The sequence below is a fragment of the Methylobacterium nonmethylotrophicum genome (assembly GCF_004745635.1).
In the GTDB taxonomy this organism is placed as follows: domain Bacteria; phylum Pseudomonadota; class Alphaproteobacteria; order Rhizobiales; family Beijerinckiaceae; genus Methylobacterium; species Methylobacterium nonmethylotrophicum.
Genome location: NZ_SRLB01000005.1, coordinates 221,861 through 248,338, shown reverse-complemented (window position 1 = coordinate 248,338; position 26,478 = coordinate 221,861). Strand labels below are relative to the sequence as shown.

The window sequence follows — 26,478 nt, the reverse complement described above, 5'->3', positions numbered from 1 at the left end:
GCCATGCTAGGTGCGCCGGCAGTGGTGAAGATCCTTGTCGTCCCTTGGAGCCGGCGAGCGATTCCGTTCCGCGTAGTAAAATGCACCTTAACGCTGGGCGCCCGCACCGGCCGGCGGCGACCGTTCCGGCCATTCCCCTTGGCGGGCGGCGCCCGCGCCCGATATCCCGCAGCGACGAGGAACGGACGCGAGCGCGATGCAGAACGAGGAGCCGGGTGCCCCGGCGCGACCGACGCTGGACGAGGACACGATCGCCTTCGCGGGCCGGGTGTTTCAGTATGCCCGCCTCGGCCACCATGCGGAACTGGGCGAGCTCCTCGGCATGGGCCTGCCCCCCGATCTGCGCAACGACAAGGGCGACACGCTGCTGATGCTCGCGGCCTATCACGGCCACGCCGAGACGGTGCGCGTTCTCCTGGAGCATCGGGCCGATCCGGAGATCGCCAACGACCGCGGCCAGACCCCGCTCGCCGCGGCGGCGTTCAAGGGCGCGATGCCGGTGGTGCAGGCCCTGCTCGAGGGCGGGGCCGCGATCGACGGGGCCGGCCCGGACGGGCGCACCGCCCTGATGATCGCGGCGATGTTCAACCGCGTCGAGATGGTGGAGCTGCTGCTCGCCCGCGGCGCCGATCCGGTCCGCCGGGATGCGGCCGGCCACGACGCCGAGAGCGCCGCCCGTGCCATGAGCGCTCCCGACACGCCCGACCTCCTGGCCCGGGCGGCCGCCGCCGGCCAGAAGGGCTAGACCACGGGCGGCACCGCCTTCGGGGCCATCAGCCCGCGGCGCGCCTCGATCGCCTGCCAGGCCATCAGCGCCGGCAGGCCCAGCACCACGTCCGGCACCCGCTTGACCAGCGAGAGCGCCAGCGCGGTATGCGGATCGATGCCGAACAGGCTTCCCAGCAGCACGAAGCCGCCCTCCTGCACCCCGAGCCCGCTCGGGATCGGGAAGGCGGCGGACTTGATCGCCTGGCTCAAGGATTCGAGCACCACCGCCTCGGCGAGCGTCACGCCCTCGATGCCGATGCAGCGCAGGGCGATCCAGATCTCGAGGGCGCCCAGGAACCAGGCCGCGAGGTGGAGCAGGACCCCGTGCGTCAGGGGCAGCCAGCGCCGGCGGTCCCAGACCGCGTCGAGGGCCGCCTGGACGCCGCCGCCGGCCGGCGCGCCGCCGCCTTCCTGGGCGAAGCGGCGGGCGAGCGCGCTCACCCGCCGCTCGACGAAGCCGGCGCCGCCGTAGCGCTGCACGGCGAAGAAGGCGACCAGCACCACGCCGCTGACGCCCAGCCCCTTGGCGCACCAGGCCGCCAGCGTGGCGGCCTGCTCGCCCTCGAGCCGCGACAGGAGCAGCACGCCGGCGAGCGCGAACAGCGCCTCGGTGACGACCTGGAAGAACATGTCCACGAGGATGCCGGCGGCGCTCGCCGCCCCGGTGACGCCCCAGAAGGTGAGGAGGCGCGCCCCCAGCACCTCGCCGCCCACCGAGGCGACGGGCAGCAGCACGTTGACGCCCTCGCGCACGAAGCGCAGCAGCACGAACGGGCCGGCGGCGACGCCCGTGAGCCCGGTGAGAACCCGCGCCCAGGCGAGGCCGCACAGGCCGATGATCACCACCCGCACCAGCACCACGGCGGCGATGCCCGCGATCCCGACGCGCCCGAAGGCCTCCCCCACCGCCCCGACGTCGTTGGCGGCGACGAGCCACAGGGCCAGCACGACGCCGACGACGGCGCCGAGGAGCGGCACGCGGCGCAGGAGGCGGCGGCCGAGGCCGGGGCGCGTCGCGGCGCGCGGCGCCGTCACGGCCCGTCGGCCCGCGCCGGGAGCAGGGCCTGCAGCATCGCCTCCGGGGCGAGCGCCGGATCGAGCACCAGCAGGCGCCCGGCGCCGAGGGAGCCGGCGGTGGCGAGCGTCAGGCTGCGCTTCGGGCACAGGCCGAGGCATCCGGTCTCGACTACCCGCACCGTGCGGCCGCGGCGATCCGCCTTGAGGGCGCGCTTCAGCCCGCCCAGGACCGCCTTGGCCCCGACCCCCTGCCGCTTGGCGCACTTCCCGCACACCATCACGATCTCGGCGAAGGGAGCGGCGGCCGCCTTGGCGGGTCCGCGTTTCGTCACCGGCAGCTTGCTCACCGCGTCCTGGTCTCCCGTGCCTCGATGCCAGGTTGTGGGTTAGCTCCCGCCCGGAGCGGGCGCAACGCGGCATGACGTGGCGTCGAGACACCCGGCGTGGGGCGCAGCGACGTCGATCCCGTCGCGGCGCCCGCTCGCGCATTCCAGTCCCGATCAGCTCTTCGATCAGCTCTTGCCGACCAGCGGGCAGCCGCCCTGGCTCATCGGCTTGAAGGCCTGGTCGGCGGGAATCGTCGCGAGCTTGTTGTAGAGGTCCCACGGGCCCTTCGACTCGGCCGGCTTCTTGACCTCGAACAGGTACATGTCGTGGATCTTGCGGCCGTCCGGCCGGATCAGCCCCTTGCCGAACAGCGGATCGTCAGTCGGGTTGGCCTTCATCCACTCCATCACGACCTTCGCGTCCTTCGACTTCGTGGCCGCGACCGCCTTCAGGTAATGGAGCAGCCCGGCATAGACGCCGGCCTGGTTCATGGTCGGCATGTTGCCGTTCTGGCGCTTGGCGAACCGCTCCGAGAACGCGCGGGTGCCGTCGTTCAGGTCCCAGTAGAACGACTCGGTCAGCACCAGCCCCTGCGCGACGCCGAGGCCGAGCGCCTTGGCGTCGAGCACGTAGAACAGCAGGGCGGCGAGCTTCTGCCCGCCCTGGGTGATGCCGAACTCGTTCGCCTGCTTGACCGCGTTGATCGTGTCGCCGCCGGCATTGGCGAGCCCGATCACCTTGGCGCCGGACCCTTGCGCCTGAAGCAGGAAGGACGAGAAGTCGTTGGCCGGGAACGGCACCTTTGCGGAGCCGATGACCTTGCCGCCGGTGCGGGTGACGACGGCCGCCGTCTCGCTCTGGAGCGACTGCCCGAAGGCGTAATCCGCCGTCAGGAAGAACCACGTGTCGCCGCCGCGCTTGACCATGGCGCTGCCGGTGCCGTTGGCGAGCGCGTAGGTGTCGTAGGTCCAGTGGATGGTGTTGGGCGAGCATTGCGAGCCGGTCAGGTCGGTCGTGCCGGCGCCCGAATCGATGAAGATCTTGTTCTTCTCGCGCGTGATCTGGCTGACGGCGAGCGCCACGGAGGAGGTCGGAACGTCCAGGATCGCGTCGACGCCGTCCCGATCGTACCATTGCCGCGCCACACCGGCGCCGATATCCGGCTTGTTCTGGTGGTCGGCGGCCAGGACCTCGACGCGGACGTCCTTGTTGATCGCGGCGAAATCCTCGACGGCGAGTTGCGCCGCGACGACCGAGCCCTTGCCGCCGATATCCGAGTAGACGCCCGACATGTCGTTCAGCACGCCGACCTTGACGTTCGTCTGCGCCGAGACAGGCGTCAAAGACAGTGCGAACAGTCCGGCAGATAGCAGCCACTTCATTCTCATCGAGCCAACCTCCCGACATTCAGTTATTGTCGGCGTAGAAGTGGCTGCCTGATCTCGTTCGTCAAGCTCGACAAAGTGTCGGGCGATCCCCCGTGAGGCCGTGCCCGCGCGGTGCGGAGGCCCGGCCGGCGAAGTCACGTCGATGCCGGATGGGGCCGGCCGTTCCGCGGCGGGTCACGGTCACGGGTCCGGGAGCAGCCCTGGGTCGCCGAGCCGTTGAGCTTCGGTCAATGTCGCCGTTCTCCCGAAGACGCAACCGGCAGGACTCGCTTCTCCCGTATCGCCTCCGCCCTCTTTTCGAGCCCAGGGCAGAAGGGGCTGTGCCTGTTCAATCACACGACCGCTCTGCCGGGGCGGTTTGGGCGGACTCAACGTCGGGCACAGCCCGTCCGCGACGCGCCATCATCCCGCGAGGAGCGACATGTCACCCGGCAGCCACCGGCTCGCCGAGGCGCACGCACCGCGCCGCGTGGCCCGGCCCGACCGGCACCCGGGGCGGCAGACCCTCCCGGCAGGCCGGGACGACGAGGCTGCAGCGGGGCTCGAACGGGCAGCCGGGGGGCGGGTCGGCGAGGTCCGGCGGCGAGCCCGGGATCGTGGCGAGGCGCACGCCCTTCGGCGAATCCGGCGTGATGCGGGAGGCGAGCAGGCCGCTTGTGTAGGGATGGGCCGGGCTGCCGATGACGGCGCCGCTCGCCCCCACCTCGACGAGGTGGCCGCCATACATCACCGCGACCCGGTCGGCGACCTGCACCGCCACGCCGACGTCGTGGGTGACGAAGATCACCGCGAGGCCGAGGTCGCGCTGCAGCTCGCGCAGGAGCAGCAGGATCTGGATCTGCACCGTGGCGTCGAGGGCCGTTGTCGGCTCGTCGGCCAGCAGCACCTTCGGCCGGCAGGCCAGCGCCAGCGCGATCATCGCGCGCTGGCGCATGCCGCCCGACATCTCGTGCGGGTAGGCGTCGAGGCGCCGGGCCGGGGAGGGGATGTGGACGCGCTCGAACAATTCCAGCGCCCGCGCCCGGCCGGCGGCGCGGGAGACGCCCTCGTGGCGCATCACGGCCTCGGCGATCTGGTCGCCGATGCGGTAGACCGGATCGAGAGCGAGGCCCGGATCCTGGAAGATCATCGCGACGGTGCCGCCGCGATAGGCCGAGAGCGCCTTGCGGCCGAGCGCGAGGACGTCGTGGCCGTCGAGCCGCAGGTGGCCGCCGATTCGGGTGCGGGATTCGGGCAGGAGCCGCATCAGGGCGCGCAGGGTCACGCTCTTGCCCGAGCCCGATTCGCCCAGCAGCGCCAGGGCCTCGCCGGCCCGCAAGGTGAGATCGACCCCGCCGACCGCCCGGACGGCTTTTCGGCCGCCAAGGAAATCGACCGTGAGGTCGCGGACCTCGACCAGGGCGGCGTCGGCGGCGGTGGTCGCGTTGCGCAAGGGTGCGTTCATGACTGCCTCACGCCGCCATCGGGACCGGAGGGGAATCCGGGTGCCCCGACCCCGGCACCGCCCTATGGCAGGCGGCGAAATGGGCCGGCGACACCGGGTCGAGGCCCGGCTCGCGGGTGCGGCAGACCTCCGCCGCGAATTGGCAGCGGGTGTGGAAGCGGCAGCCCGGGGGCGGGTTGATCGGGTTCGGCGGGTCGCCGGTGAGCGGCGCCTCGTCGAGGCGCGCATCCGGGTCGGTCGAGGGCTGGGAGGCGAGCAGCGCCGCCGTGTAGGGATGGCGCGGCGAGGTCAGGATGGCGTCGGCCGGGCCGATCTCGGCGACGCGGCCGAGATACATCACCATCACCCGGTCGGACATGAAGCGCACGACGTTGAGGTCGTGCGAGATGAAGATGTAGGTCAGGCCGAATTCCTGCTTCAGGTCGGTGAGCAGGTTGAGCACCTGCGCCTCCACCGACTTGTCGAGGGCCGAGACCGCCTCGTCGAGGATCAGGAGCCGCGGCTCGAGGGCGAGCGCCCGGGCGATGTTGACCCGCTGGCGCTGGCCGCCCGAGACCTCGTGCGGATAGCGCCCGCCGAAGCGCCGCGGCTCGAGGCCGACCCGGCGCAGGAGGTCGTGGGCGCGGGCGAGCGCGGCCGCGGCGGAGAGGCCGTGCGCCTTCGGGCCGAAGGCCACCGATTCCTCGACCGTGAGCCGCGGGTTGAGCGAGGCGTAGGAATCCTGAAAGACCATCTGGACCTGGCGGCGATAGGCCTTCAGGTCGAGGGCACGGGAGCCCAGAAGCTCGCCGTCGAAGACGATGTCGCCGCGGTCCTGCCGGTTGATCTGCATCAGGAGGCGCGCCGTCGTCGACTTGCCGCAGCCGGATTCGCCGACGACGCCGAGCGTCTCGCCCTTCATCACCGAGAAGTCGACGCCGTCGACGGCGCGCACCGCCGGGCCCTTGCCGAACAGGCCGCCTTTTCCCGAGAAGTGCTTCACCAGGCCCTCGACCGAGAGCAGCGGCTGGGCGGGGCCGCCGCGGTCGCGCGGATCGAGCTCGGTCACTGGCGCACCTCCATGGCCGAGCGCAGGCCGTCCGAGAGCAGGTTGAAGGAGATCGAGGTCAGGAAGATCATCACGCCGGGCAGGGCCGCGACCAGCGGGTTGACGTAGATCGCCGTGCGCAGGGTGTTGAGCATCAGGCCCCATTCCGGCTCCGGCGGCTTCACGCCGAGGCCCAGGAACGACAGGCCCGAGGCCAGGATCATCGAGACCGAGATCAGGCTGGTGGCGTAGACGAAGACCGGCCCCAGCACGTTGCCGAGCACCTGCACCCGCACCACCGTGAACGGATGGGCGCCCGAGACCCGGGCCGCCTCGACGTAGTCGCGGTTGCGGATCTGGACCGTGACGCTCTCGGCGACGCGGGTGATCTGGGGCACGAACACGACGGTGAGCGACACGATCGAGTTGAGGATGCCGGCGCCGAGCGCCCCCGAGAGCGCGATCGCCAGCAGCACCGAGGGAAACGCGAAGAACACGTCGACGACGCGCATGATCAGGGTGTTGACCCAGCCGCCGGCATAGCCCGCGAGGATGCCGAGGGCCGATCCGACGAAGAACGCGATCACGACCGGCAGCACGCCCATGAACAGCGACAGGCGGCCGGCATAGAGCAGGCGGGTCAGCATGTCCCGCCCGAGCTCGTCCGAGCCGAGCCAGTAGGTCGCGTCGCCGACATGGCGCAGGCGCCGCACCATCGAGCCCTTGAACGGGTCCATCGGGGCGATCAGCGGCGCGAAGATCGCCGCCAGCACGATTGCGAGGATCACGAAGGCCGCCGCCATCGCGACGGGATCGCGGGCGAGGCGGCGCAGCACGCTGCCCCAGTAGCCGCGCGAGGCCTCGACCGGGATGGCCTCCGGCACCGCGACCGCCGCGACGGGATCGCCGGTGGCGAGGGAGGCTGAGACCGGGGTGGTCGCCGTCATGGCTTCAGGCCCTCTCGATGCGGGGGTCGAGGGCGGTCTGCACCACGTCGACCAGGAGGTTGAGGGTGACGAAGAACATCGCGAGCACGAGGATCGTGCCCTGGAGGAGCGGCAGGTCGCGCTGGAAGATCGCGGCGTTGAGGAGGAAGCCGGTGCCCGGCCAGGCGAAGACGGTCTCGATCAGGATCGAGCCGCCGAGGAGGTAGCCGAGCTGCAGGCCCATGATGGCGATGGCCGTGGGCGCCGCGTTCTTGACCACGTGGCGGAAGACGCCGAATTCCGACAGGCCCTTGGCGCGCAGGGCCTGGACGAAGTCCTGGTGCAGGATGTCGCCGACCAGCGCCCGGACGGTGCGGGAGATCACGCCCATCGGGATCACCGACATGGTGATGGCCGGGAGAAGCAGGTAGCGCAGGTGCTCGAGGTCCGGGAACCAGTTGCCCGACCCTTGCGGCCCCGCGCCGGTCGGCGGCAGCCAGCCGAGGGTCGCCGAGAACACGATCACCATCACGATGCCGAGCCAGTAATGCGGCACGCTGACCCCGAACACCGCGATGGCCGAGGCGACCCGGTCGAGCCAGGAATCGCGGGCGTAGCCGGCGACGAAGCCGAAGAAGGTGCCGAAGGTGAAGCCGATCAGGGTCGCGACCGAGGCCAGGATCAGGCTGTTGCCGACGGCGCGCCCGACCTCGGCCAGGACCGGGCGGCCGGTGGCGATCGAGGTGCCGAGGTCGCCGTGCAGCACCTTCCACAGCCACAGGCCGTACTGCACCGGCAGCGGCTTGTCGAAGCCGTAGGCCGCCCGCATCTGGGCCTGCATCTCGGCGGTCGCGTCGACCGGGAGGATCGCGCTCAAGGGATCGCCGGGGGCGAGATGCACGAGGAGGAAGCACACGAGGCTGACGCCGAGGGCGACGGGAGCGGCGTAGCCGATGCGCTTGAGGATGAAGAGGATCATGGCGAGTGGATCCTGGGGGCGGCGCCGGTTGTCGGGGTGTTGGAGCCCGTCGGGCCCGGGGCCGGGCGCGATCGGGACGTTCTCAGGGCCTCGCCGGCTACCCTCGTGCAGCCTTTCCCGTTCGCGGCCTCATCCTGAGGCGTCAGTCGATCAGAGATCGACTGACCGGAGGGCGCCAGGAGCCTCCGCGCTCGCTGGAGCCCTCCTTCGAGGCCGCTGCGCGGCACCTCAGGATGAGGTCGGGGGTGGGAAGCAAAACCCTTGCATTGCACAGCGTCTTTCGAACGTGAGCGGTCCGTCGCTCACTTCGCCATCGTGATCGGCGAAAAATCCTGGAACCAGCTCTGGGCCTGGACGAAGCCCGTCACCTTCTTGCTCATCGCCCGCGGGTTGACGTCGTGGGTCACCATCAGGAACAGCGCGTCGTCCACGAACTTCTCGTGGATCTTCTGCAGCACCGCCACCTGGTCCTTCGGCTCGAAGGTCGACCGGACCTCATCGAACAGCTTGTCCATCGCGGGATCGCAGTAATAGCCCCAGTTGGTGCCGTTCGGCGGCGCCAGGTTGCACTGGGCATGACGGACGAACGCGGTGAACGGATCCTGGATCAGGTAGGAATAGTTCATGGCGGTGCCGCCGCGGGCGCTGTCGGACTTCGAGCCGGCGCGCCAGATGTTGATCAGCGTGTTCCACTCCACCACCTCGTAGTCGACCTTGATGCCGACCTCGGCGAGGTTCTGCTGCAGGAACTCGTTCATCGGCAGCGGCTGCATCTGGCCCGAGCCCGAGGCCGAGATCAGCACCTTGGTGGCGAGCGGCTTGTTCGGGCCGTAGCCGGCCTCCTTGAGGAGCTTCTTGGCCGCTTCCGGATCGTACGCGACCTTGAAGCTCGGCTTGCCGAACCAGGGATGGCCCGGGGTGAGGAAGCCTTCGGCCGGGGTGGCGAGGCCGCCGAGGAATTCCTTCAGGCCCTCGCGGTCGATGGCGAGGTTCGCGGCCTTGCGCACCCGCACGTCGTTCCACGGCGAGCCCTCGGCCCGCGACAGGTGCCAGGTCCAGTTGTGGGGGTAGAGGTTGGTGACGAGAGCAAAGCCCGCGGCCTTGAGCGAGGCGACCGCGTCCGGCGCCGGCGCCTCGATCCAGTCGACCTGCCCCGAGCGCAGGGCCGCGACCCGGGCATTGGCCTCCGGCAGCGGCACCAGCACCATGCGATCGAGCTTCGGCACCCGCGCCTTGTCCCAGTACTCCTTGTTCGGCACCAGCTCCAGGCGCTCGCGCGGCACGAAGCTCGTCACCTTCCACGGCCCGGTGCCGGAGGGCGCCTTGGCGACCGCGTCCCAGCTCTTGCCCTGCTTCTCCCAGTTGGCGGGAGACGACATCAGGATCCAGGCGATCTGGTACGGGAAGGTCGCGTCCGGGGTCTTGGTGACGATCTCGAGCGTCATCGGATCGACCGCCTTGTAGGACGCCACCGCCGGGATGCGGGTGCGGCCCTGCGCCGACTGGCGCGGGTCGAATTGCGGGCTGTCCGACTTCAGCAGCTTGTCGAGGTTCCACACCACCGCGTTGGCGTCGAAGATGGAACCGTCGTGGAAGGTCACGCCGGGACGAAGCGTGAAGATCCAGCGGGTCTTGTCGGAGGGGTCGACCTTCCAGGAGGTGGCAAGGCCCGGCGCCAGGTCCGAGGCCTTGTCGGCCCGGCTGAGGTCCCAGTTGATGAGCGCGTCGTAGATCGTGTAGCCGGCAAAGCGCATGCCCTCGCCGCCATTGTCGGCCTGGCCGGTGGTCAGCGGGATATCGGAGGCGGTCATGCCGATGCGCAGCACGCCCTGCGCGCTCGCTGTCCCGGTCAGCGCGAGGGCGAGGGCGAGCCCGGACAGGGTTCGCCCCAGCGGGCGCAGGGGCAGGCGGGTGAGCAGCGGCATCGTGGGACATCCCCGGTGGTGAGCGACGGGGAGTCGGGCTGCAAGAGCCCTGCCAACCGGGCAGCCCCTGCGGAACAAAATCGGGCCACGCTCAAATGCCCAATTAATAGGCATTATCATTCGTATGCGAACAATTCACAGCGGAGCGTGACGTCACGCGAGGCACGCCTCGGCCCGTGCCGCGTCGATCTGCCGATCGGCGACGAGGTGGGCGAGGCCGTGAACCAGAGCCCAGGCCCGCAAGGATTCGCGCTCGGTTCCGGCGGCAGGCTCGCCCGCCGCGACGACGTCGCGGAGAGCCCCGAACGCCTGCGCGGCAGCCTCGGCGAGGTCGGGATGTGCGGCGCGCTCGAGCGTGCCGCCGAACATCAGCCGGAAGACCGGGCGGTCGGCATCGGCGAAGCGCAGATAGGCGCGGCCGAGGTCGGTCAGCCGCTCGGCCGGCATGGCCGCGCGCCCGGCCGACGGGGCCGCGCGCCCGGCCTCGTCGAGAGCCCGGCGCAGCCCGCGGAAGCCCTCCGCGGCGAGCGCGGCCAGCAGCGCCTCGCGGCCGGCGAAGTGGCGGTAGGGCGCGTTGTGCGAGACCCCGGCGAGGCGCGCCGCCTCGCGCAGCGTGACCGCCTCGACGCCGCCGTCCCGCAGCAACTCGTGCGCGGCCGCGATCAGGCTGCGGCGCAGGTCGCCGTGGTGATAGGCGGTCTCGCTTGATGTTGACAATGCCCACATTCCCGCTATGTTGCTGATGTCAACATAGCGGCCCCGGGATCTGCCGCAAGTCGCGGGCGACCGGTACGGCTTGGAGGTGGTTTGCGCGATGACCCTTCAGCCGCTGCTCCAGGCCTCGCCGGTGATCCAGGTCCACGCGGCGGCCGCCATCGCCGCCCTGGTGCTCGGGGCGCTTCAGTTCGGCCTGCCGCGCGGCTTTGGCCGGCACCGGCTGATGGGCCGGCTCTGGGTCGGCCTGATGGCGCTGGTGGCGCTGAGTTCCTTCGGCATCTCCGGCCTGCGCCAGGTCGGGCCGTTCAGCTGGATCCACGGCCTCTCGGTGTTCACCCTCGGCGCGCTGGTGCTGGCGGTGGCCTACGCCAGGCGCCGCCGCCTCGCCGCCCATCGTTGGGCGATGATCGGGCTCTATCTCGGGGCGCTGGTGGTCACCGGGCTGTTCACGCTGCTGCCCGGTCGGATCATGGGGCACGTGGTGTTCGGGTGACGCAACAGGCTGGTCCGTCCAAAGACCGGTTCCGTCCTGGAACCGGACGAGACGTCGCCTCGCCCTGCCGCCCCTCTCGACCCTGGGGGCATCAAGACCGGAGACGCGTGTGTCTCATGAAAAACTCCCGATCACCTGGGCCGCGCGTTGCGGCGCCGGTGCATCGGGAGTTCCGTCAGGAGCCTTGCAAGCGCCGGGCGTGCCCGGTCAGTGCGTGGTGGCGTTCTCCCCCGCTGCGGCGGCGCGGCGCCGGCGCGGGGCGGGCTTCGCGGCGGCCTCGGCCGTCGCGGCCACTGCCTGGGCGGCCGGCTTGCGGGCCGCCGGCTTGCGCGCCGGCTTGGGCGGAGCCGCCTCGATGCCGACCGGCTCGGCGACCGGGGCCGCCCGCAGCGCGCGCTCAGCCGACTCCCGTTCCGCCAGCTCTCGTTCCGCCATGCGCCAGTAATGCTCGTCGCGGCCGGGCGCGCGGCCGTCGCTCTCCCAGAGGGCGTAGGCCCGCTCGCGGATGCTGGTCTCGACGTGATCCATCCGGACCTCCTCGCTGTTCACGTGAGCGGACCATCCCGTCTCGTGGTTAAGGAAGAGCTAACCGGTCGATTCCCGATCGCGGCAGGCGCGGCGGACGGCCTGCACGAGAGCGTCCGGGCCGGACGGCGTCTCGAGACGCGGCAGGTCGCGGAACGCGCACGGACGGGCGTCGTCGCAGGAGCCCGTGGCGAGGACGACCGGGACCGGGCGCGCAGCGGCGCGATGACCGGACGGACCCGCCCGCCGCGCAGAGTCATGTCGAGCAGAGCCGCGCCGGGCGCCTCGGCCCGGGCCACGGTCTCGATGATGCGGCGGGCCGCCAGGTCCTCGTCCGCCGCCATCAGGATGCGGCGTCCCGCAAGGCGGGAGGCGGCGTCACGTCCCGGCCGGGTCGGCGGCACGCTCAACGCTCGCTTGCCGGGATGCCCCCGTCCGGGACGGGGCGGGGAGCCGTCGGACGACGCCGTGCGGTCGGCCGGACCACGGAGCGACGGGCCGGGACGCGCAGCGCCGACGAGCGCGCGGTCCCCGCCCGCCGGTGACACCGTCCCAGCGGGAGCGGCAAGAACGGCGTGACCTCGCGAGGGTGGGCCCGCCCCGGCGGCCTGTCGCCGACCCAGGTTAAGTGTCCGTCACAAAGCTCCGGCCCCGGTCTCGCCCGAAGGTAGCATCGACGCTGCGCAACGGAGCGCCACGCGCCGGCTCGGTGCGCCGAGGATGTAACATTGTTGCAATTCCGGTCTGCCGGGCCTAGGGAAGCCCGGTCTCGAGCGACGGAGTGCGGTGATGGACGGGCTGAGGATCGGGGTGCTGCTGCTGGCCCTCGTGCTGGGATGCAGCGGTCCGGCGCGGGCGGAGCCGATCCGGGTGGTGGCGACCTTCTCGATCCTCGGCGACCTCGTGCGGCAGGTCGGCGGTCCGCGGCTCGCGGTGACGACGCTCGTCGGCCCGAACGGCGACGCCCACAGCTTCGTGCCGGCGCCGGCCGACGCGCAGGCGGTGGCGGCCGCCCGCCTGGTGGTCGTCAACGGCCTCGGCTTCGAGGGCTGGATCGACCGGCTGATCAAGGCCTCCGGCACCAGGGCCGCGCTGGTCGTCGCCGCCAAGGGCATCGTGCCGATCGAGGCGGATGACGGGCACGGCCACGACCACGCGATCGACCCGCATGCCTGGCAGAACGTCGCCAACGCCAAGCGCTACGTCGCGGCCATCCGCGACGGCCTGACCGGGGTCGACCCGGAGGGCCGTGCGGCCTACGAGGCCAACGCGACCGCCTATCTGGCGCAGCTCGATGCCCTCGATGCCGAGGTGCGCGCAGCGCTCGCCGGCATCCCGGAGGCGCGCCGGCGCATCGTCACCACCCACGACGCCTTCGGCTACTTCGCCCGCGCCTACGGCCTGCGCTTCCTCGCTCCCCAGGGCGTGTCGAGCCAGAGCGAGGCCACCGCCCGGGACGTCGCCGCCATCGTGCGGCAGGTCCGCCGCGACAGGATCCCGGCGGTCTTCCTCGAGAACGTCTCCGACCCGCGGCTGATGCAGCAGATCGCCCGCGAGAGCGGCGCCAAGGCGGGCGGGCGGGTGTTCTCCGACGCCCTGTCCGAGCCCGGCGGCCCGGCTCCGACCTACGTCGAGATGATGCGCCACAACGTCAGGGAGTTCGCGGCGGCGCTGAAGGAGTGAGGCGTTCCCGATGCGTCAATGACGCACAATCTCGTGCGCGCGCTGAGCTGGAGAGGGCCGACCTGGAGAGGGGAGACACGCTCGGCCTTTCTGTGAGCCTGTCCGGCGCAGGGCCTCCGGCGGCGAGGGACCGATGGACCCTCCCCATCACCGGACGGGGCATCGAGGAAGACCGTTACCGCAGATCCAGCGTCAGGCTCCGGAACCGCTTGCCGTCCTGCGACTCCCCGCAGGCCTTGCCGTCGGAGCCGAGGGCCTCGCCGTCGTCGCTCAGCACCTGGACCCGGTCGCCGGCCGGGCTGACCAGCAAAGCCTCGGGCTGGAAATCGGGGATCGCCGCGAAGGCCGCGGCGGCGCCCTCCACCCGCACGGGCTTGCCTGCTGGATCGCCCGACCAGCGGTAGAGGTCGAACGGCTCCCCGCCGCCGCCGGCGCCGCCGGCGAGGATCAGGTAGGCCTTCGCGTTCGCCGCGTAGGCGAGGTCGCGGATGCCGCGGCCCTTGAGGTCGAGGGCGACCGGCGCGCCGAGCCGCGGGGCGGCGCCGGCGACCGCCTCGGCGGGGTTCTCGAGCGGCACCAGCAGGGCGTTCGCGTCGGTGTCGAGGGGGTTGCGCAGGCCGAGCCAGAGGGACGTGCCGTCCGGGCCCGGCGCCATGCCCTCGATGTTGAAGCCCTTGCGCTTCGGGTCGAGGTCGTCCCGGGCCGGCACGTCGAGGCCGATCCGGGCGGCGAAGAGCGGCGACAGGGCGGCGAAGGCCCGCGGGAGGCCCGTGACCGCGCCGGCCTTCGGGGCGAGGCCGGGCGCGTCGCCGGCCTCCGTCACCGTCACGGCTGCGAGGCGGCTCCTTCCCGGGCTCTGCCTGCCGCCGTGGCGGCGGCTGTGCGAGCCGAGCACGTAGAGGTCGCGGCCGAGCCAGGTCGCGGATTCGAGATCGGCCTTGCGGTCGTCGCCGGTGAGGCCGAGGTGGCCCGCGAGGTCGGCGCCCCCGAGCGGCAGCGCCTCGCCGGCGGCGCCGGCCCGGTAGAGCCGCACGAGCGTCGCCTCGTCGTCGACCACCAGGAAGCGGTCGCCGAAGCTGCCGGGCGGGTAGGGCGCCGCGCCGGACGCCTCGCACATGCCCCGGTGCTCCAGCAGCGGGCCGACCTTGACCGGCTCGGCGGTCGCGGCGGAGGCCAGGAGCGATAGCGTGACCGTGAGGAGCGGAAGGGGGCGGGGCATCGGGGGACTCTCGAGAATACTTTTCGACCTCCCACCCTCCGCCTCATCCTGAGGTGACGGCGATCGGAGATCGCGAACGATCGGAGATCGCCTCGATCTTTGATCGACGGCCTCGAAGGAGGGCTCCAGGAATCGCAGAGACGTCTGGAGCCCTCCTTCGAGGCCGCTACGCGGCGCCTCAGGATGAGGCGGAGGATGGGATGATTCGATTGGAGAACGTGACGTATCGACGGGCGGGACCGCCTCACCCCCCTGTCATCGGCGGGAAGAACGCCACCTCGCGCGCGCCGGACAGCGATGTACCGGGCTTGGCGTGCACCCGGTCGACGGCGGCGCGCACGACGCCCTCGGTCTCGAAGGCGTAGGCGTATTCCTCGCCCCGGTCCTTCAGCCAAGCGACGAGGTCGGCCACCGTCGCGACCTCCGGCGGCAGGTCGAGGGTCTCCTCGGGGCGGCCGATCCGCTCGCGGACCCAGGCGAAGTAGACGAGCTTCATCGTGCGTCCCCGGTTATCTCTCGTCGTCGATGACGTGGCGGATGCCGGAGCGCATGTAGTCGTAGCCGGTATAGAGGGTCAGCGCCGCCGCGACCCACAGCAGGACGAGCCCGAGGGTGCCGTTGCCCGGCAGCACCCGCTCGCCGGCGGGGCCCGCGATCAGGACGCCGAGCGCCACGAGCTGCACCCCGGTCTTCCACTTCGCGACCCGGCTCACCGGCACGCCGACCTTCAGCTCGGCCAGGTACTCGCGCAAGCCGGAGACCAGGATCTCGCGGCACAGGATCACGATCGCGGCCCAGAGCGACAGGCCGCGGATGGTGCCGTCGGCGCAGAGCATCAGCAGGCTCGCGGCGACGAGGAGCTTGTCGGCGATCGGGTCGAGCATCCGCCCGAGCGCCGAGCTCTGGGCGTAGGTGCGGGCGACGTAGCCGTCGAGGTAGTCGGTGATGGCCGCGGCGACGAACACCGCGACTGCGATCCAGCGGGCGGTCTCGTCCTGGGGCCAGAACAGCAGCGCCACCACCACCGGAACCGCGACCAGGCGGCCGTAGGTCAGGAGGTTGGCGAGGTTCAGGGCCGTCGAGCGGCGCCGGGGCAGGACCACGTTCATTGCGGCTGGTGAAACCACGCGGGGGGAGGGGCGTCAACAGAACTCGTCCCGGACAGGGGGTCGTGCGTCGTCTTCAACTCACGCATCGGCGTGGAAGAAGTCGTAGACCGCGCGCGCCGTGGCGGCGTTCACGCCGGGGGTCTTGGCGAGGTCCTCGAGCGCCGCGCGCTGGATCGCCTTCACGGTCCCGAAATGGTGCAGGAGCGCGCGCTTGCGCGTCGGCCCGATCCCCGGGATCTCGTCGAGGGGGTTCTTCACCATCTCGCGCTTGCGCTTGGCCCGGTGCGCCCCGATGGCGAAGCGGTGTGCCTCGTCGCGCAGGCGCTGGACGAAGTAGAGCGTCGGGTCCCGCGGCGGCAGCCGGAACGGCGCCTGGCCGGGCACGAAGAAGGTCTCGCGGCCCGCGTCGCGGTCGCGCCCCTTGGCGATGCCGACGAGGGGCACGTCGGTGACGCCGACCTCCTCGAGCGCCTTGCGGGCCGCCTCGAGCTGGCCGCGGCCGCCGTCGATCAGCACCAGGTCGGGCCAGGCCGGAAACGCGTCCGTGTCGGCCGGGTCGGGCGCGGGCTCCGGCGCGGAGGCCCCGCCCGCAGCGGCCGCCCGGGCGGCCTCGGCCGTGGTCCGGGGATGCTCCTTCACGAGGCGACTGAACCGGCGCTGCAGCACCTCGCGCATCATGCCGTAATCGTCGCCGGGCTTCACCTCCTCGGACTTGATCGTGAAGGTGCGGTAATGGGTCTTCATGAAGCCCGTCGGGCCTGCGACGATCATCGCCCCGACGGCGTTCGTGCCCATGATGTGCGAGTTGTCGTAGACCTCGATCCGCCGCGGCGCCGAAGCGAGGCCGAACGAGGTGCCCAGAGCCGCGAGCAGCTTGCCCTGCGAGGCGGTGTCGGCGAGGCGCCGGCCCAGGGCCTCGCGGGCGTTGCGGGCGGCGTACTCGACGAGGTTCCTGCGCTCGCCGCGCTTCGGCGAATGGATCTCGACCCGCGTCTCGCCCTTGGTCGAGAGCGCGGCGGCGAGCAGTTCCGCGTCCTCGATCTCGTGCGAGGTCAGCACCAGCCGGGGCGCCGGCTTGTCGTCGTAGAACTGGGCCAGGAACGAGGCCAGCACCTCGGCCGGCGTCATGCTGCGGTCGGCCTTCGGGAAATAGGCCCGGTTGCCCCAGTTCTGCCAGTTGCGGAAGAAGAACACCTCGATGCAGAACTGGCCGGCCTGCTCGTCGAGGGCGAAGACGTCGGCCTCCTCGATGCCTTGCGTGTTGACCCCCTGCACGCCCTGGATGGCGGCGAGCGCCGCGATGCGGTCGCGGTAGCGCGCCGCCTTCTCGAACTCCCAGGCGTCGGAGGCAGCCTGCATCTCGGCGGCCATGCGCTCCTTCACGGCGTTGGACTTGCCCGACAGGAAGCCCCGCGCCTCCCCGGCGAGCGCCGCGTAGTCCTCGACCGAGATCTCGTTCGTGCAGGGCCCCGAGCAGCGCTTGATCTGGTAGAGCAGGCAGGGCCGCGTGCGGTTCTCGAAATAGCTGTCGGAGCAGGAGCGCAGCAGGAAGGCGCGCTGCAGCGCGTTCACCGTGCGGTTGACCGCCCAGACGCTGGCGAAGGGGCCGTAATAGTGGCCGGCCCGGCGTCGCGCGCCGCGATGCTTGACGAGCTGCGGCGCGTCGGTATCGGCGGTGAGCAGGATGTAGGGCAGGGACTTGTCGTCCCGCATCAGCACGTTGAAGCGCGGCTTCAGCTGCTTGATGAGGTTGGCTTCGAGCAGCAGCGCCTCGGTCTCGGTCGCCGTGGTGACGAACTCCATCGAGGCCGTCTCGGCGATCATCCGGGCAATGCGGTTGGTGTGCGCCTGGCCCCGGGCGTAGGAGCCGACCCGGTTCTTCAGGTTCTTGGCCTTGCCGACATAGAGCACGTCGCCCTTGGCGTCGAACATCCGGTAGACGCCCGGCGAGCTCGGCAGGGTGCTCCAGAACCGGCGGATCACCGCGGTGCCGGCCTGGATCGCGCCGGCGCCGGCATCGAGGTCGAAGTCGATCTCGGGGGCGGTGTCGAGGGCGTCCACCGCCTCGTCGTCGTCCTCGAGGGTGTCGAGGGCGTCGGGCGGCACGTCGTTCCCGGGCTGTCGGCTCATCCTGGCGATGTAGGCGGTCGGGCTGCCGCTGGAAAGACCGCGGCCAAGCGCTAAAAGGCCCCGACCCCGCCCGTCCCGAGGGAACGCCGCTTGACCCCGCCCGCCGCATGACGCTCCGCGACTGCCGGACGCCCCGGACCCCGCGCCCGCGGCGCGACCTGCCGGTCGTGCGGACGATCGAGAACGCCCTCTACCTGCCGCACAGCGCGGCGCGGGGCCAGCCCTCGGCCCTGTTCGATGCCGCGCGCCGCTTCGTGCCCGAGAGCGTCGATTACCGCGGACCCGGCACGACGCCGTCCTGGCAGCGCACCGACTGGCCCCGGGACTGGGTTTCGGGCCTGCCGCCCACCGTGGAGGAGGCCCCGGAGGAGACCTACCTCTTCCTCGGAGGCGCCCACCTGCATTACGGGCACTTCCTCGTCACCACGCTGCCGCGGTTCTGGCCGCTCCTGCGAGGACGGCCCGACGCGCCGATCCTGTGCTACGCGCCGGTGGACGCGGCGCAGTGGCAGCCCTTCCGCTTCGCGATCGACATCCTGGCCCGCCTCGGCCTCGGCGTGCGCGAGATCCACGCCTTCGAGGCGCCGATGCGGCTGCGGCGCGCCGTCGTGCCGGCGCCGGCCTTCCAGGAGGAGGCCTTCGCCCACACGGTCTTCCGCGACCTGTGCCTGGCGATCGGGGCCGGCTGCTACACGCCCGACGAGGTCGATGCCGACGCCCGCCCGGCCTACCTCGCCAAGACCCGCCTCTCCGGCGGCGTGCGGCGCTTCGCCAACGAGGAGGCGGTGACGGAGATCCTGGCGCGGGAGGGCGTCGAGATCCTCCACCCCGAGGCGATGAGCTTCGCCGAGCAGGTCCGGCTGTTCGCGCGCAGGCGCGTCGTCGCGGGCTCCCTCGGCTCGGCGCTCCACACCGCTCTGTTCGCGCCGCCCGGCCGGCGGGTGGTGGCGCTGAGCGCCGGATCGCGGATCAACCCGACCTTCCGGCTGGTCGACGCGCTCTGCGGCAACGCCGTCGCCTATCTCCACCAGCCGGGCACCGCGGAGGTCGAGAAGGAGGGTTTCGGCAGCCAGCAGCGCCTGCCGGATCCGCGGGCGGCGGCCGAGGGCCTGCTGCGCCGGATGGGAGCGATGGCGACCGCGCCATCCCGGTTCGGGCCGGGCGCGCTCGCGGCCTGGTCGCGGCTGTCGGATCGGGTCGGGCGCTGAGGCGCCCGATCAATCGAACAGCGCGTCGATGTCGTTCTGGTCGACGTGGCCCGGATCCTCGTCGAGCTTCGGCCCGTTCAGCAGGCTGCTCTCGTCGTCGATGCTGACCCCGCCGCCGCCCCGCTCGCCGATCAGGTCCTTGAAGGCGTCGAGCCCGCCCCAGGCCTCGATCATCCGGTCGATATGGTCCTCGACGAACTTCAGCACATGCACGATCTTGCTGATGCGCTGGCCGGTCAGGTCCTGGAAGTTGCACGCCTCGTAGAGCACCACGGTGCGGTCCAGGATGGCGTCGACATTCGACTGGTCCTTGAGCGCGCCGCTCGCCCGCAGCACCGAGGCATGGGTCTCGATGTCCTCGACCGCGGCCAGGATGGTGGTGGTGGCCCGCTCGGTGGCGTCGACCACGGCGTCGAGCTCGCCGGCGGCGCGGCGCACGCCCTTGCCGTCGAAATCCTGCCGGTGCAGCACCGCGATCTCGTGCTTGGTCCGGCCGATCGCGGCCTTCATCACGTCGAGCTCGTCGCGCAGCCCGTAGATCTCGGTGATCTCCCGCCGGCAGGCGTCGATCACGTCGCCGGTCGTGGTCTGGGTGAGCCGCTTCAGCTCGTTGACCGTCGCCAGGATCTCGGAGATGCGGTCGTCGTTGGCGGAGGGCGGCGGAGGCGGGGCCTCGACCGGAGCGGCGGCGACGCCGAGACTGTCCTCGATGCGGAAGCGCTTATTCTTCATGGGTGCGAGAGAGCCTGCAGCCGTGGCCGTATCGTACGGCCCGCACCGCCACTGTCCCGAAGATTGATTGCGAATTGCTGAATGCCCCGCGCTTCCGGCGGCCGCGGTGACAAAGGATTCACGATGCGGCCGGATTAACGAGTCGCGGCAATAGGTTAGTGAAGCGCTCACCACGTTCCTTCACCGTCCGCAACGCGCCTGGCTGCTCTCTTCGATCCCGCGCCGGCGGCAGGCCGGGCAGGGTTCGAGGGCCGGTGAGATGATGGTGCGCGGGATGGTGCTGGCCGGGACGATCGCGGCCGGGCTTGGGGCAGGGCTCGGCAGCGCCCCGGCCCTGGCGCAGGGCCGCTACGGCGGCGGCTTCATCGAGTTCCTGATGACCGGTCAGGATCCGGGCAGCGTCGCCCGGCCGAATCGCCCGGCCCCCGTCGCCCCGGACGGCACGATTCTTTCGAGCCGCGGCTATCGGCAGGCCGGCTACGCCGCCGATGCCGACGCGCAGCGTCCCGCCTACGCGAACACCGCCGGCTACGCCCCGACGGGCTATTCCGGCGCGCAGGTCGGCTACGCCCCCGTCGTGCCCGGGACGCGTCTGCGCTCCGGCGACCCGGTGCCGCCCCCGGCCTACGGGCAGCCCCCCTCCGCGCCGGTCCAGGCCTATGCGCCGGCGCAAGCCCAGCCGCAGCTCCAGGCCTACGCCCCGGACCCGTTCGAGACCCCCCGCGGCCGCCCGGCGCCGATGGAGCCCCGGGAGGAGGGGATCGCCCGTGCCGTCGACCCGCGCTTCCAGCGCCAGGAGGTGGCGTATGACGGCGGGCAGCGGCCCGGCACCATCGTGATCGACACGCCCTCACGCTTCCTCTACCTGGTCCAGCCCGGCGGCCGGGCGCTGCGCTACGGCATCGGCGTCGGGCGGCCGGGCTTCACCTGGTCGGGCATGAAGACGGTCAGCGCCAAGCGCGAATGGCCGGACTGGACGCCCCCGCCCGAGATGCTGCGCCGCCGTCCCGACCTGCCGCGCCACATGGCGGGCGGGCCGTCCAACCCGCTCGGGGCCCGGGCACTCTATCTCGGCTCGTCGCTCTACCGCATCCACGGCACCAACGAGCCGCACACGATCGGCCAGTCGGTCTCGTCCGGCTGCATCCGGATGATGAACGAGGACGTGACGGACCTCTACGAGCGGGTGCCGGTCGGGGCCCGCGTGATGGTGATCTGACGAAAAAGCCCCGCCGCGTGAAGCGGCGGGGCCCTTTCAGGTCGGTGTCAGGACGACCGGTCAGACCCAGTCGTCGTTGCCGTCGCCGCCATCGCCGTCGAACGAGGCGTCCTGGAAGTCGGCGTCGCCGCCGCCGAGGGGCGCCCCGAAATCCTGGCTGCCGCCGGCATTGCCGAAGTAGTTGTTCTCGACCACGGTCTCACCGCCCGCGGCACCCGCGCCGCCGAGGCCCGCCATGCTGCCCAGCGACGAGTGGCCGCCCGCGAAGGCGTTGCTGAGCGCGCTGCCGAGCAGCATGCCGCCCGCCGCGCCCGCCGCCATCGGCAGCGCCGTGGCGAGGAAGCCCCCGCCGCGCTGCTGCGGCGCCTGTTGGCCGCCCCACGGGCCGCCCTGCTGCGGGGCGTAGCCGGGCTGCTGCGGAGGATAGCCCTGCGGCCCGCCATAGCCGGGCTGCTGGCCGTAGCCGCCGCCCTGGTTGCCCCAGGCGCCGGCGCGCTGCGGCGGCTGCGGCTCGGGCCGCGAGCCCCCGCCGAAGATGCTGGAGAAGAAGCCGCCGCCCGAGCCCTGGCCGGCGCCCTGGCCGCCGCGCTGGGCCTCGGCCCGGGCCTGCTCGAGCTGCTGGTTGAGGCTCTTGATCGCCTCCTCCTGCACGTAGATCAGCTGCGCCATGGCGTAGGGGGCGTAGGGCTGGGCGCGGATCTTGTCGGCGATGAAGCGCTCCGCGTCGGCATCGCGGGGCTGCTGCGAGGCCTGCTCCAGGCGCTGGAATATGCCGTTGATGACGTCGCGTTCTTCGCTGTTCATGGAGCCGTACTCCTTCGGTTGCCGGCGGGCGGGGCCCGGCCCGGCGCCCACGAGATGGGAGAGGGGTTCGGGTTTGTCACGGGGAGGAAACGCGTCAGCGCAGCGTTTTCGCCCTCGTCATGCATTACGTTTTCGTCACGTCGTCTCATCCCGGCTCGCGCCGCCTTCCCCCGCGGAGCCCGGCTTTCTGGCACCCGCATCCCCTGTTAAGGGGGGCGCAGAGCGCGGCACGTGCGGATGCCCGCGGGAGGGAAAAGAACATGGATCGCAAGACGGTGGGTGGCGTGTCGGTGGCCCGGGTGCTGCACGACTTCGTGGTCGAGGAAGCCCTGCCGGGGACCGGGATCGCCCCCGAGGCGTTCTGGGACGGCCTGTCGGCCATCGTGCGCGACCTCGCGCCCCGCAATCGCGCCCTGCTCGAGACCCGCGACGCGATCCAGGCCAGAATCGACGCCTATCACCGCGAGCGGGTCGGCAAGCCGGTGGACGAGGCCGCCTACAAGGCCTTCCTGACCGAGATCGGCTACCTCCTGCCCGATCCCGGCCCGGTCCAGGTGCGCACCGACAACGTCGACGACGAGATCGCCACCATCGCCGGCCCGCAGCTCGTGGTGCCGGTCTCGAACGCCCGCTACGCGCTCAACGCCGCCAATGCCCGCTGGGGCTCGCTCTACGACGCGCTCTACGGCACCGACGCGGTGTCGGAGGAGGGCGGCGCGACCCGCGGCGGGGGCTACAACCGCACCCGCGGCGCCCGGGTCGTGGCCCGCGCCCGCGCCTTCCTCGACCGCAACCTGCCGCTCGCCGGCGGCCGCCACGCCGACGTGGTGACCTACGCGGTGGAGGGCGGGCAGCTCGTCGGCAACATGAACACCGGCGACACCATCCCGCTCGCCCGGCCGGAGGCCTTCGCGGGCTATCGCGGCAAGGCCACCTCGCCGACGGCCCTGCTGCTGCGCCACAACGGCCTGCATGTCGAGGTCGTCCTCGACCGCACCCACCGGATCGGCCGCTTCGACGCGTCGGGCGTCGCCGACATCGTGATCGAATCCGCGGTCTCCACCATCATGGACCTCGAGGATTCGGTCGCGGCGGTCGATGCCGACGACAAGGTCGTCGTCTACCGCAACTGGCTCGGCCTGATGAACGGCACGCTCTCGGCCCCGGTCGAGAAGGACGGGCGCCGGTTCGAGCGCAAGCTCAACCCCGACCGCACCTACACCGCCCCCTCCGGCGAGGGCGAGGTGAGCGTACCCGGCCGCTCGCTGATGCTGGTGCGCAATGTCGGCCACCACATGTTCACCGACGCGGTGCTCGACGAGGCCGGCGCCGAGGTACCGGAGGGCATCCTCGACGCCGCCGTGACCGCGCTCATCGCGATCCACGACCTCAAGGGCACGTCGGGCATCCGCAACAGCCGCCGCGGCTCCGTCTACATCGTCAAGCCGAAGATGCACGGGCCCGACGAGGTCGCCTTTGCGGTCGAGCTGTTCACCCGCGTCGAGGCGATGCTGGGCTTGGCCCCCAACACCCTCAAGATGGGCATCATGGACGAGGAGCGCCGCACCACGGTGAACCTCGCCGCCTGCATCAAGGCGGCCTCCGAGCGGGTGGTGTTCATCAATACCGGCTTCCTCGACCGCACCGGCGACGAGATCCACACCTCGATGGAGGCCGGCCCCGTCATCCGCAAGAACGACATGAAGGGCACGCCCTGGATCAAGGGCTACGAGGAGAACAACGTCGATGTCGGCCTCGCCTGCGGGCTGCTCGGCCGGGCGCAGATCGGCAAGGGCATGTGGGCGGCGCCGGACGCCATGGCCGACATGCTGATGCAGAAGGGCGCCCACCCGAAGGCGGGCGCCAGCACCGCCTGGGTGCCCTCGCCGACCGCCGCGACGCTCCACGCGCTGCACTACCACGAGACCGACGTGAAGGCCCGCCAGCAGGAGCTGGCGCGCCGCCCGCGCCAGGCCCTCGACGAGATCCTGCAGATCCCTCTCGCCCGTTCGAACTTCGCCCCCGACGACGTCCAGCAGGAGATCGACAACAACGTCCAGAGCATCCTCGGCTACGTCGTGCGCTGGATCGACCAGGGCGTCGGCTGCTCCAAGGTGCCGGACATCCACGACGTCGCCCTGATGGAGGACCGCGCGACCTTGCGGATCTCGTCCCAGCACATCGCCAACTGGCTGCACCACGGCGTGGTGTCGGAGGCACAGGTGATGGAGACGATGAAGCGGATGGCGAAGGTGGTCGACCGCCAGAATGCCGGCGACCCGCTCTACCGCCCGATGGCGCCGGGCTTCGACGGCCCCGCCTTCCAGGCCGCCTGCGACCTCGTCTTCAAGGGCCGGGTGCAGCCCAACGGCTACACCGAGTACGTGCTGCATACCCGCCGGCGCGAGGCGAAGGCCGCCGGCGCGCCGGCCTGAGGCCGGGAGGGGAGGGCGCCCGGCGGTCGCGCCGGGCGCTTCCTTGAGGTCTCACTGGCCTCCGCGCGGCGGCCGGCGCCCGCCGGCCGCGCTCACAAGGCCGCGCGCAGCCCCAGCGCGATGACCGCCAGGATCGCCGCGCCGAGCGCCGGGCCCGCGGCGGCGATCACCAGGGCGCCCGGGTGGTAGCCCGGGGCCGCGAGGTAGCGCTGATGCGCGTGCTTCTCCTGCCGGAGCAGCGGCGCGGTGTTGCGCGCCGCTGCTCCGGGCGTCCGACCCTGTCGCATGATGCCGTCCCCGCTCGCTTGTGCCGGCCCTCTCGGGCGGCGCGAGACCTGTTGTGTGGCCCCATCAGGGACCGGGCGGCGTGAAGAGGTGGTGAATCCGATCGATCGGATTCTCCGCGTCGTGAATCGTGGGTTAGCGGGCCGGTGGCCGCCGAGTCGCGAGCCCGACCCGCGGGGCGGTCTTTCTCTCCGCTCTTGCCGCGCGCGGCACTGCTTTCCCAGGGAAAATGCCCCCGCTTGAAGATCAGGCGCGGGATCCCCTCTCCAGGCGATGCCGGGCTTGCCCGGTATCGCTCAAGGTGTGGGAGAGGGGTAGTGGCGATCGCAGATCGCACGTGAGGGTGGCGACTGTTCAGGATCAGGCGCTCAGCGTCGAGCTGCCAGCACGACGTTTCGAGCTTTACAATGAAGCGCGCCACCCTCACGCGGGCCTTCAGGCCCGTGCGGGATCTTCGATCGCCACGGCCCCTCTCCCACACGGGAGAGGGGAGATGTGCCTCTTCTTCTGCCCGGCAGCCGGCGGGCCAGCCGCGTGGGAGCGCCTCCGGAATCGTGCCCACCAGCGGGCCGGAGGCGGTCGCGACCTACTCGCCGTTTATCGCGAAGACGCTCGACCCCAGAGCCTGACAGGCCTCCGTAAAGCCGCGCACGATCATCCCCAGAAGCCGCCGCCACCCGGTCCGGCGCCATCCACCACATTCCTCGGGATTAGATTTCTCTATCAAACGTGCTCACGATGGCTGTAGGAAGGGCGCAGTCGAGGGAGCCGCCTACCGGGAGGAATGAGCATGGCAGGTCCGGTCCACGGCCCGCAGGGGTCGAAGGTCGCCACGGTGTTGCGCGTCACGAGCGGCAACTTCCTGGAGATGTTCGACTTCTTCCTGTTCGGCATCTACGCGAGCCACATCTCGAAGGCGTTCTTCCCGGCCGGGAACGAGTTCGCCTCCCTGATGCTCACCTTCATGACCTTCGGGGCGGGCTTCCTGATGCGCCCGCTCGGGGCGATCTTCCTCGGCGCCTATGTTGACCGCATCGGCCGGCGCCAGGGCCTGATCGTCACCCTCGGCATCATGGCGGCCGGCACGGTGCTGATCGCCTTCGTGCCGTCCTACCAGTCCATCGGGCTGGCGGCGCCGTTTCTGGTGCTGATCGGCCGGTTGCTGCAGGGCTTCTCCGCGGGCGTCGAGCTCGGCGGCGTCTCGGTCTACCTCGCCGAGATGGCGACGCCGGGCCGCAAGGGCTTCTACGTCTCCTGGCAGTCCGGCAGCCAGCAGGTCGCCGTGATGGTGGCGGCGCTGATCGGCTTTGCCTTGAGCCACGCCCTGATGCCGGCCCAGATGACCGAATGGGGCTGGCGCATCCCGTTCTTCATCGGCTGCCTGATCGTGCCGTTCCTGTTCTACATCCGGCGCTCGCTGGAGGAGACCCAGGAGTTCCTGCACCGCAAGCACCGGCCTTCGCTGCCCGAGGTGTTCAAGTCCCTGGGCGAGAACTGGAAGATCGTGCTGCTCGGCATGCTGCTAGTGGTGATGACGACGGTGTCGTTCTACACCATCACGGTCTACACCCCGACCTTCGGCAAGAACGTCCTGAAGCTGTCCGAGACCGACAGCCTGATCGTCACCTTCTGCACCGCGCTGTCGAACCTGTTCTGGCTGCCGGTGATGGGGGCCTTGTCAGACAGGATCGGCCGCAAGCCGATCCTGATCGCCTTCTCGGCGCTCGCGATGCTCACCGCCTATCCGGCGCTGGCCTGGCTCACCTCCAACATCTCGTTCACCAACATGCTGCTCACGCTGCTGTGGCTGTCTTTCCTGTACGGCAGCTACAACGGCGCGATGGTGGTGGCACTGACCGAGATCGTCCCGGCCCATGTCCGCACCACCGGCTTCTCCCTCGCCTACTCGCTCGCCACGGCATTGTTCGGCGGCTTCACCCCGGTCGTCTCGACCTGGCTGATCGAGACGCTCGACAACAAGGCGGCGCCGGGCCTGTGGATGGCCTTCGCGGGCGCCTGCGGCCTCATCGCCACCCTGCTGATCTACCGCCGCGGCGCGACCGCGGCTGATGCCCTGCCGGGCGCCGCCCGCCCGGTGGCGGGCGAGTAGGCCGGGCC

24 protein-coding genes are annotated in these 26,478 nt (G+C 71.3%); 7 read left to right on the top strand and 17 right to left on the bottom strand.

All coding sequences use genetic code 11. The features are described from left to right. Positions 1-196 precede the first annotated feature (196 nt). Positions 197-745, top strand: a complete 549-nt coding sequence (locus EU555_RS08040; protein WP_135414151.1) for an ankyrin repeat domain-containing protein — start codon at positions 197-199, stop codon at positions 743-745. On the opposite strand, the gene EU555_RS08035 is transcribed toward EU555_RS08040, so the two are convergent. From EU555_RS08035 to EU555_RS08000, 9 genes are all read right to left on the bottom strand, one after another. Continuing rightward, positions 742-1,803 (bottom strand): lysylphosphatidylglycerol synthase domain-containing protein, encoded by a 1,062-nt coding sequence (locus tag EU555_RS08035; protein WP_205820838.1) that lies wholly within the window; start codon positions 1,801-1,803, stop codon positions 742-744. The two genes, EU555_RS08040 and EU555_RS08035, sit on opposite strands and share 4 nt — an antisense overlap. After that, on the bottom strand, positions 1,800-2,132 hold the full coding sequence (locus tag EU555_RS36650) for a (2Fe-2S) ferredoxin domain-containing protein (RefSeq protein ID WP_205820836.1): 333 nt from the start codon (positions 2,130-2,132) through the stop codon (positions 1,800-1,802). Before EU555_RS36650 ends, EU555_RS08035 begins: the two co-directional genes overlap by 4 nt. A 165-nt stretch (positions 2,133-2,297) precedes the next feature. Further along, positions 2,298-3,500: an ABC transporter substrate-binding protein gene (locus EU555_RS08030; protein WP_135414149.1), complete on the bottom strand. Its 1,203-nt coding sequence runs from the start codon at positions 3,498-3,500 to the stop codon at positions 2,298-2,300. 424 nt (positions 3,501-3,924) lie between these two features. After that, positions 3,925-4,944: an ABC transporter ATP-binding protein gene (locus EU555_RS08025; protein ID WP_135414148.1), complete on the bottom strand. Its 1,020-nt coding sequence runs from the start codon at positions 4,942-4,944 to the stop codon at positions 3,925-3,927. A 7-nt stretch (positions 4,945-4,951) separates the two neighbouring features. Then, positions 4,952-5,992 (bottom strand): ABC transporter ATP-binding protein, encoded by a 1,041-nt coding sequence (locus EU555_RS08020; RefSeq protein ID WP_135414147.1) that lies wholly within the window; start codon positions 5,990-5,992, stop codon positions 4,952-4,954. Next, on the bottom strand, positions 5,989-6,918 hold the full coding sequence (locus EU555_RS08015) for an ABC transporter permease (protein WP_135414146.1): 930 nt from the start codon (positions 6,916-6,918) through the stop codon (positions 5,989-5,991). The genes EU555_RS08020 and EU555_RS08015 overlap by 4 nt, the downstream gene beginning before the upstream one ends. Before the next feature lie 4 nt (positions 6,919-6,922). Further along, entirely contained in the window at positions 6,923-7,876 is a 954-nt protein-coding gene (locus EU555_RS08010; protein ID WP_135414145.1) for an ABC transporter permease, read from the bottom strand. 302 nt (positions 7,877-8,178) lie between these two features. Then, positions 8,179-9,801, bottom strand: coding sequence for an ABC transporter substrate-binding protein (locus tag EU555_RS08005; RefSeq protein WP_135414144.1), 1,623 nt, complete (start codon positions 9,799-9,801; stop codon positions 8,179-8,181). Between the two features lie 153 nt (positions 9,802-9,954). Further along, a complete protein-coding gene (locus tag EU555_RS08000) occupies positions 9,955-10,518 on the bottom strand; it encodes a TetR/AcrR family transcriptional regulator (protein WP_245524191.1) in 564 nt (187 codons plus the stop codon). Between the two features lie 97 nt (positions 10,519-10,615). On the opposite strand from EU555_RS08000, the gene EU555_RS07995 reads away from it, so the two are divergent. After that, complete coding sequence (locus EU555_RS07995) at positions 10,616-11,011, top strand: DUF2306 domain-containing protein (protein WP_135414142.1); 396 nt, start codon at positions 10,616-10,618, stop codon at positions 11,009-11,011. A gap of 207 nt (positions 11,012-11,218) precedes the next feature. Here EU555_RS07995 and EU555_RS07990 read toward each other — a convergent pair whose 3' ends face one another. Beyond that, positions 11,219-11,539: a DUF2934 domain-containing protein gene (locus EU555_RS07990; RefSeq protein ID WP_135414141.1), complete on the bottom strand. Its 321-nt coding sequence runs from the start codon at positions 11,537-11,539 to the stop codon at positions 11,219-11,221. Between the two features lie 786 nt (positions 11,540-12,325). On the opposite strand from EU555_RS07990, the gene EU555_RS07985 reads away from it, so the two are divergent. Next, entirely contained in the window at positions 12,326-13,219 is an 894-nt protein-coding gene (locus tag EU555_RS07985; RefSeq protein WP_135414140.1) for a metal ABC transporter solute-binding protein, Zn/Mn family, read from the top strand. Positions 13,220-13,394: 175 nt separating this feature from the next. On the opposite strand, the gene EU555_RS07980 is transcribed toward EU555_RS07985, so the two are convergent. The 4 genes from EU555_RS07980 to uvrC form a co-directional block, all read right to left on the bottom strand. Then, the gene (locus EU555_RS07980) at positions 13,395-14,438 is read right to left on the bottom strand and encodes a DUF3616 domain-containing protein (protein ID WP_135414139.1); all 1,044 of its coding nucleotides are present in this window, start codon (positions 14,436-14,438) and stop codon (positions 13,395-13,397) included. A 244-nt stretch (positions 14,439-14,682) separates the two neighbouring features. Beyond that, positions 14,683-14,934, bottom strand: a complete 252-nt coding sequence (gene moaD / locus EU555_RS07975; protein WP_135414138.1) for a molybdopterin converting factor subunit 1 — start codon at positions 14,932-14,934, stop codon at positions 14,683-14,685. Between the two features lie 13 nt (positions 14,935-14,947). Then, a complete protein-coding gene (gene pgsA, locus EU555_RS07970; protein WP_135414137.1) occupies positions 14,948-15,547 on the bottom strand; it encodes a CDP-diacylglycerol--glycerol-3-phosphate 3-phosphatidyltransferase in 600 nt (199 codons plus the stop codon). A 78-nt stretch (positions 15,548-15,625) separates the two neighbouring features. Then, positions 15,626-17,677, bottom strand: coding sequence for an excinuclease ABC subunit UvrC (gene uvrC, locus EU555_RS07965; RefSeq protein ID WP_135414136.1), 2,052 nt, complete (start codon positions 17,675-17,677; stop codon positions 15,626-15,628). 107 nt (positions 17,678-17,784) lie between these two features. Here uvrC and EU555_RS07960 point away from each other — a divergent pair, with 107 nt between their 5' ends. Next, positions 17,785-18,885 carry a glycosyltransferase family 61 protein gene (locus EU555_RS07960; RefSeq protein WP_135414135.1) on the top strand — a complete coding sequence of 367 codons (1,101 nt, stop codon included), beginning with the start codon at positions 17,785-17,787 and terminating at the stop codon, positions 18,883-18,885. Between the two features lie 9 nt (positions 18,886-18,894). On the opposite strand, the gene EU555_RS07955 is transcribed toward EU555_RS07960, so the two are convergent. Continuing rightward, positions 18,895-19,617: a chemotaxis protein gene (locus tag EU555_RS07955; protein ID WP_135414134.1), complete on the bottom strand. Its 723-nt coding sequence runs from the start codon at positions 19,615-19,617 to the stop codon at positions 18,895-18,897. A 262-nt stretch (positions 19,618-19,879) separates the two neighbouring features. Between EU555_RS07955 and EU555_RS07950 the strand changes: the two genes are divergently transcribed. Further along, positions 19,880-20,836: a L,D-transpeptidase gene (locus tag EU555_RS07950; RefSeq protein WP_425375098.1), complete on the top strand. Its 957-nt coding sequence runs from the start codon at positions 19,880-19,882 to the stop codon at positions 20,834-20,836. Positions 20,837-20,896: 60 nt separating this feature from the next. Here the strand turns inward: EU555_RS07950 and EU555_RS07945 are convergent, their stop codons facing one another. Continuing rightward, positions 20,897-21,640: a DUF2076 domain-containing protein gene (locus tag EU555_RS07945; protein ID WP_135414133.1), complete on the bottom strand. Its 744-nt coding sequence runs from the start codon at positions 21,638-21,640 to the stop codon at positions 20,897-20,899. A gap of 260 nt (positions 21,641-21,900) precedes the next feature. On the opposite strand from EU555_RS07945, the gene EU555_RS07940 reads away from it, so the two are divergent. Further along, positions 21,901-24,075, top strand: coding sequence for a malate synthase G (locus EU555_RS07940; protein ID WP_135414132.1), 2,175 nt, complete (start codon positions 21,901-21,903; stop codon positions 24,073-24,075). A gap of 92 nt (positions 24,076-24,167) precedes the next feature. Here the strand turns inward: EU555_RS07940 and EU555_RS07935 are convergent, their stop codons facing one another. Then, a complete protein-coding gene (locus EU555_RS07935; protein WP_135414131.1) occupies positions 24,168-24,362 on the bottom strand; it encodes a hypothetical protein in 195 nt (64 codons plus the stop codon). A 788-nt stretch (positions 24,363-25,150) separates the two neighbouring features. Here EU555_RS07935 and tcuC point away from each other — a divergent pair. Further along, positions 25,151-26,470 (top strand): MFS transporter, encoded by a 1,320-nt coding sequence (tcuC, locus tag EU555_RS07930; protein WP_135414130.1) that lies wholly within the window; start codon positions 25,151-25,153, stop codon positions 26,468-26,470. The last annotated feature ends 8 nt before the right edge of the window (positions 26,471-26,478 follow it).

Coding starts and splice junctions, on each gene's coding strand:
- EU555_RS08040 (WP_135414151.1), top strand. CDS start 197: ATGCAGAACGAGGAGCCGGGTGCCCCGGCGCGACCGACGCTGGACGAG.
- EU555_RS08030 (WP_135414149.1), bottom strand. CDS start 3,500: ATGAGAATGAAGTGGCTGCTATCTGCCGGACTGTTCGCACTGTCTTTG.
- EU555_RS08025 (WP_135414148.1), bottom strand. CDS start 4,944: ATGAACGCACCCTTGCGCAACGCGACCACCGCCGCCGACGCCGCCCTG.
- EU555_RS08015 (WP_135414146.1), bottom strand. CDS start 6,918: ATGACGGCGACCACCCCGGTCTCAGCCTCCCTCGCCACCGGCGATCCC.
- EU555_RS08010 (WP_135414145.1), bottom strand. CDS start 7,876: ATGATCCTCTTCATCCTCAAGCGCATCGGCTACGCCGCTCCCGTCGCC.
- EU555_RS08005 (WP_135414144.1), bottom strand. CDS start 9,801: ATGCCGCTGCTCACCCGCCTGCCCCTGCGCCCGCTGGGGCGAACCCTG.
- EU555_RS07995 (WP_135414142.1), top strand. CDS start 10,616: ATGACCCTTCAGCCGCTGCTCCAGGCCTCGCCGGTGATCCAGGTCCAC.
- EU555_RS07990 (WP_135414141.1), bottom strand. CDS start 11,539: ATGGATCACGTCGAGACCAGCATCCGCGAGCGGGCCTACGCCCTCTGG.
- EU555_RS07985 (WP_135414140.1), top strand. CDS start 12,326: ATGGACGGGCTGAGGATCGGGGTGCTGCTGCTGGCCCTCGTGCTGGGA.
- EU555_RS07980 (WP_135414139.1), bottom strand. CDS start 14,438: ATGCCCCGCCCCCTTCCGCTCCTCACGGTCACGCTATCGCTCCTGGCC.
- moaD (WP_135414138.1), bottom strand. CDS start 14,934: ATGAAGCTCGTCTACTTCGCCTGGGTCCGCGAGCGGATCGGCCGCCCC.
- pgsA (WP_135414137.1), bottom strand. CDS start 15,547: ATGAACGTGGTCCTGCCCCGGCGCCGCTCGACGGCCCTGAACCTCGCC.
- uvrC (WP_135414136.1), bottom strand. CDS start 17,677: ATGAGCCGACAGCCCGGGAACGACGTGCCGCCCGACGCCCTCGACACC.
- EU555_RS07960 (WP_135414135.1), top strand. CDS start 17,785: ATGACGCTCCGCGACTGCCGGACGCCCCGGACCCCGCGCCCGCGGCGC.
- EU555_RS07955 (WP_135414134.1), bottom strand. CDS start 19,617: ATGAAGAATAAGCGCTTCCGCATCGAGGACAGTCTCGGCGTCGCCGCC.
- EU555_RS07950 (WP_425375098.1), top strand. CDS start 19,880: ATGGTGCGCGGGATGGTGCTGGCCGGGACGATCGCGGCCGGGCTTGGG.
- EU555_RS07945 (WP_135414133.1), bottom strand. CDS start 21,640: ATGAACAGCGAAGAACGCGACGTCATCAACGGCATATTCCAGCGCCTG.
- EU555_RS07940 (WP_135414132.1), top strand. CDS start 21,901: ATGGATCGCAAGACGGTGGGTGGCGTGTCGGTGGCCCGGGTGCTGCAC.
- EU555_RS07935 (WP_135414131.1), bottom strand. CDS start 24,362: ATGCGACAGGGTCGGACGCCCGGAGCAGCGGCGCGCAACACCGCGCCG.
- tcuC (WP_135414130.1), top strand. CDS start 25,151: ATGGCAGGTCCGGTCCACGGCCCGCAGGGGTCGAAGGTCGCCACGGTG.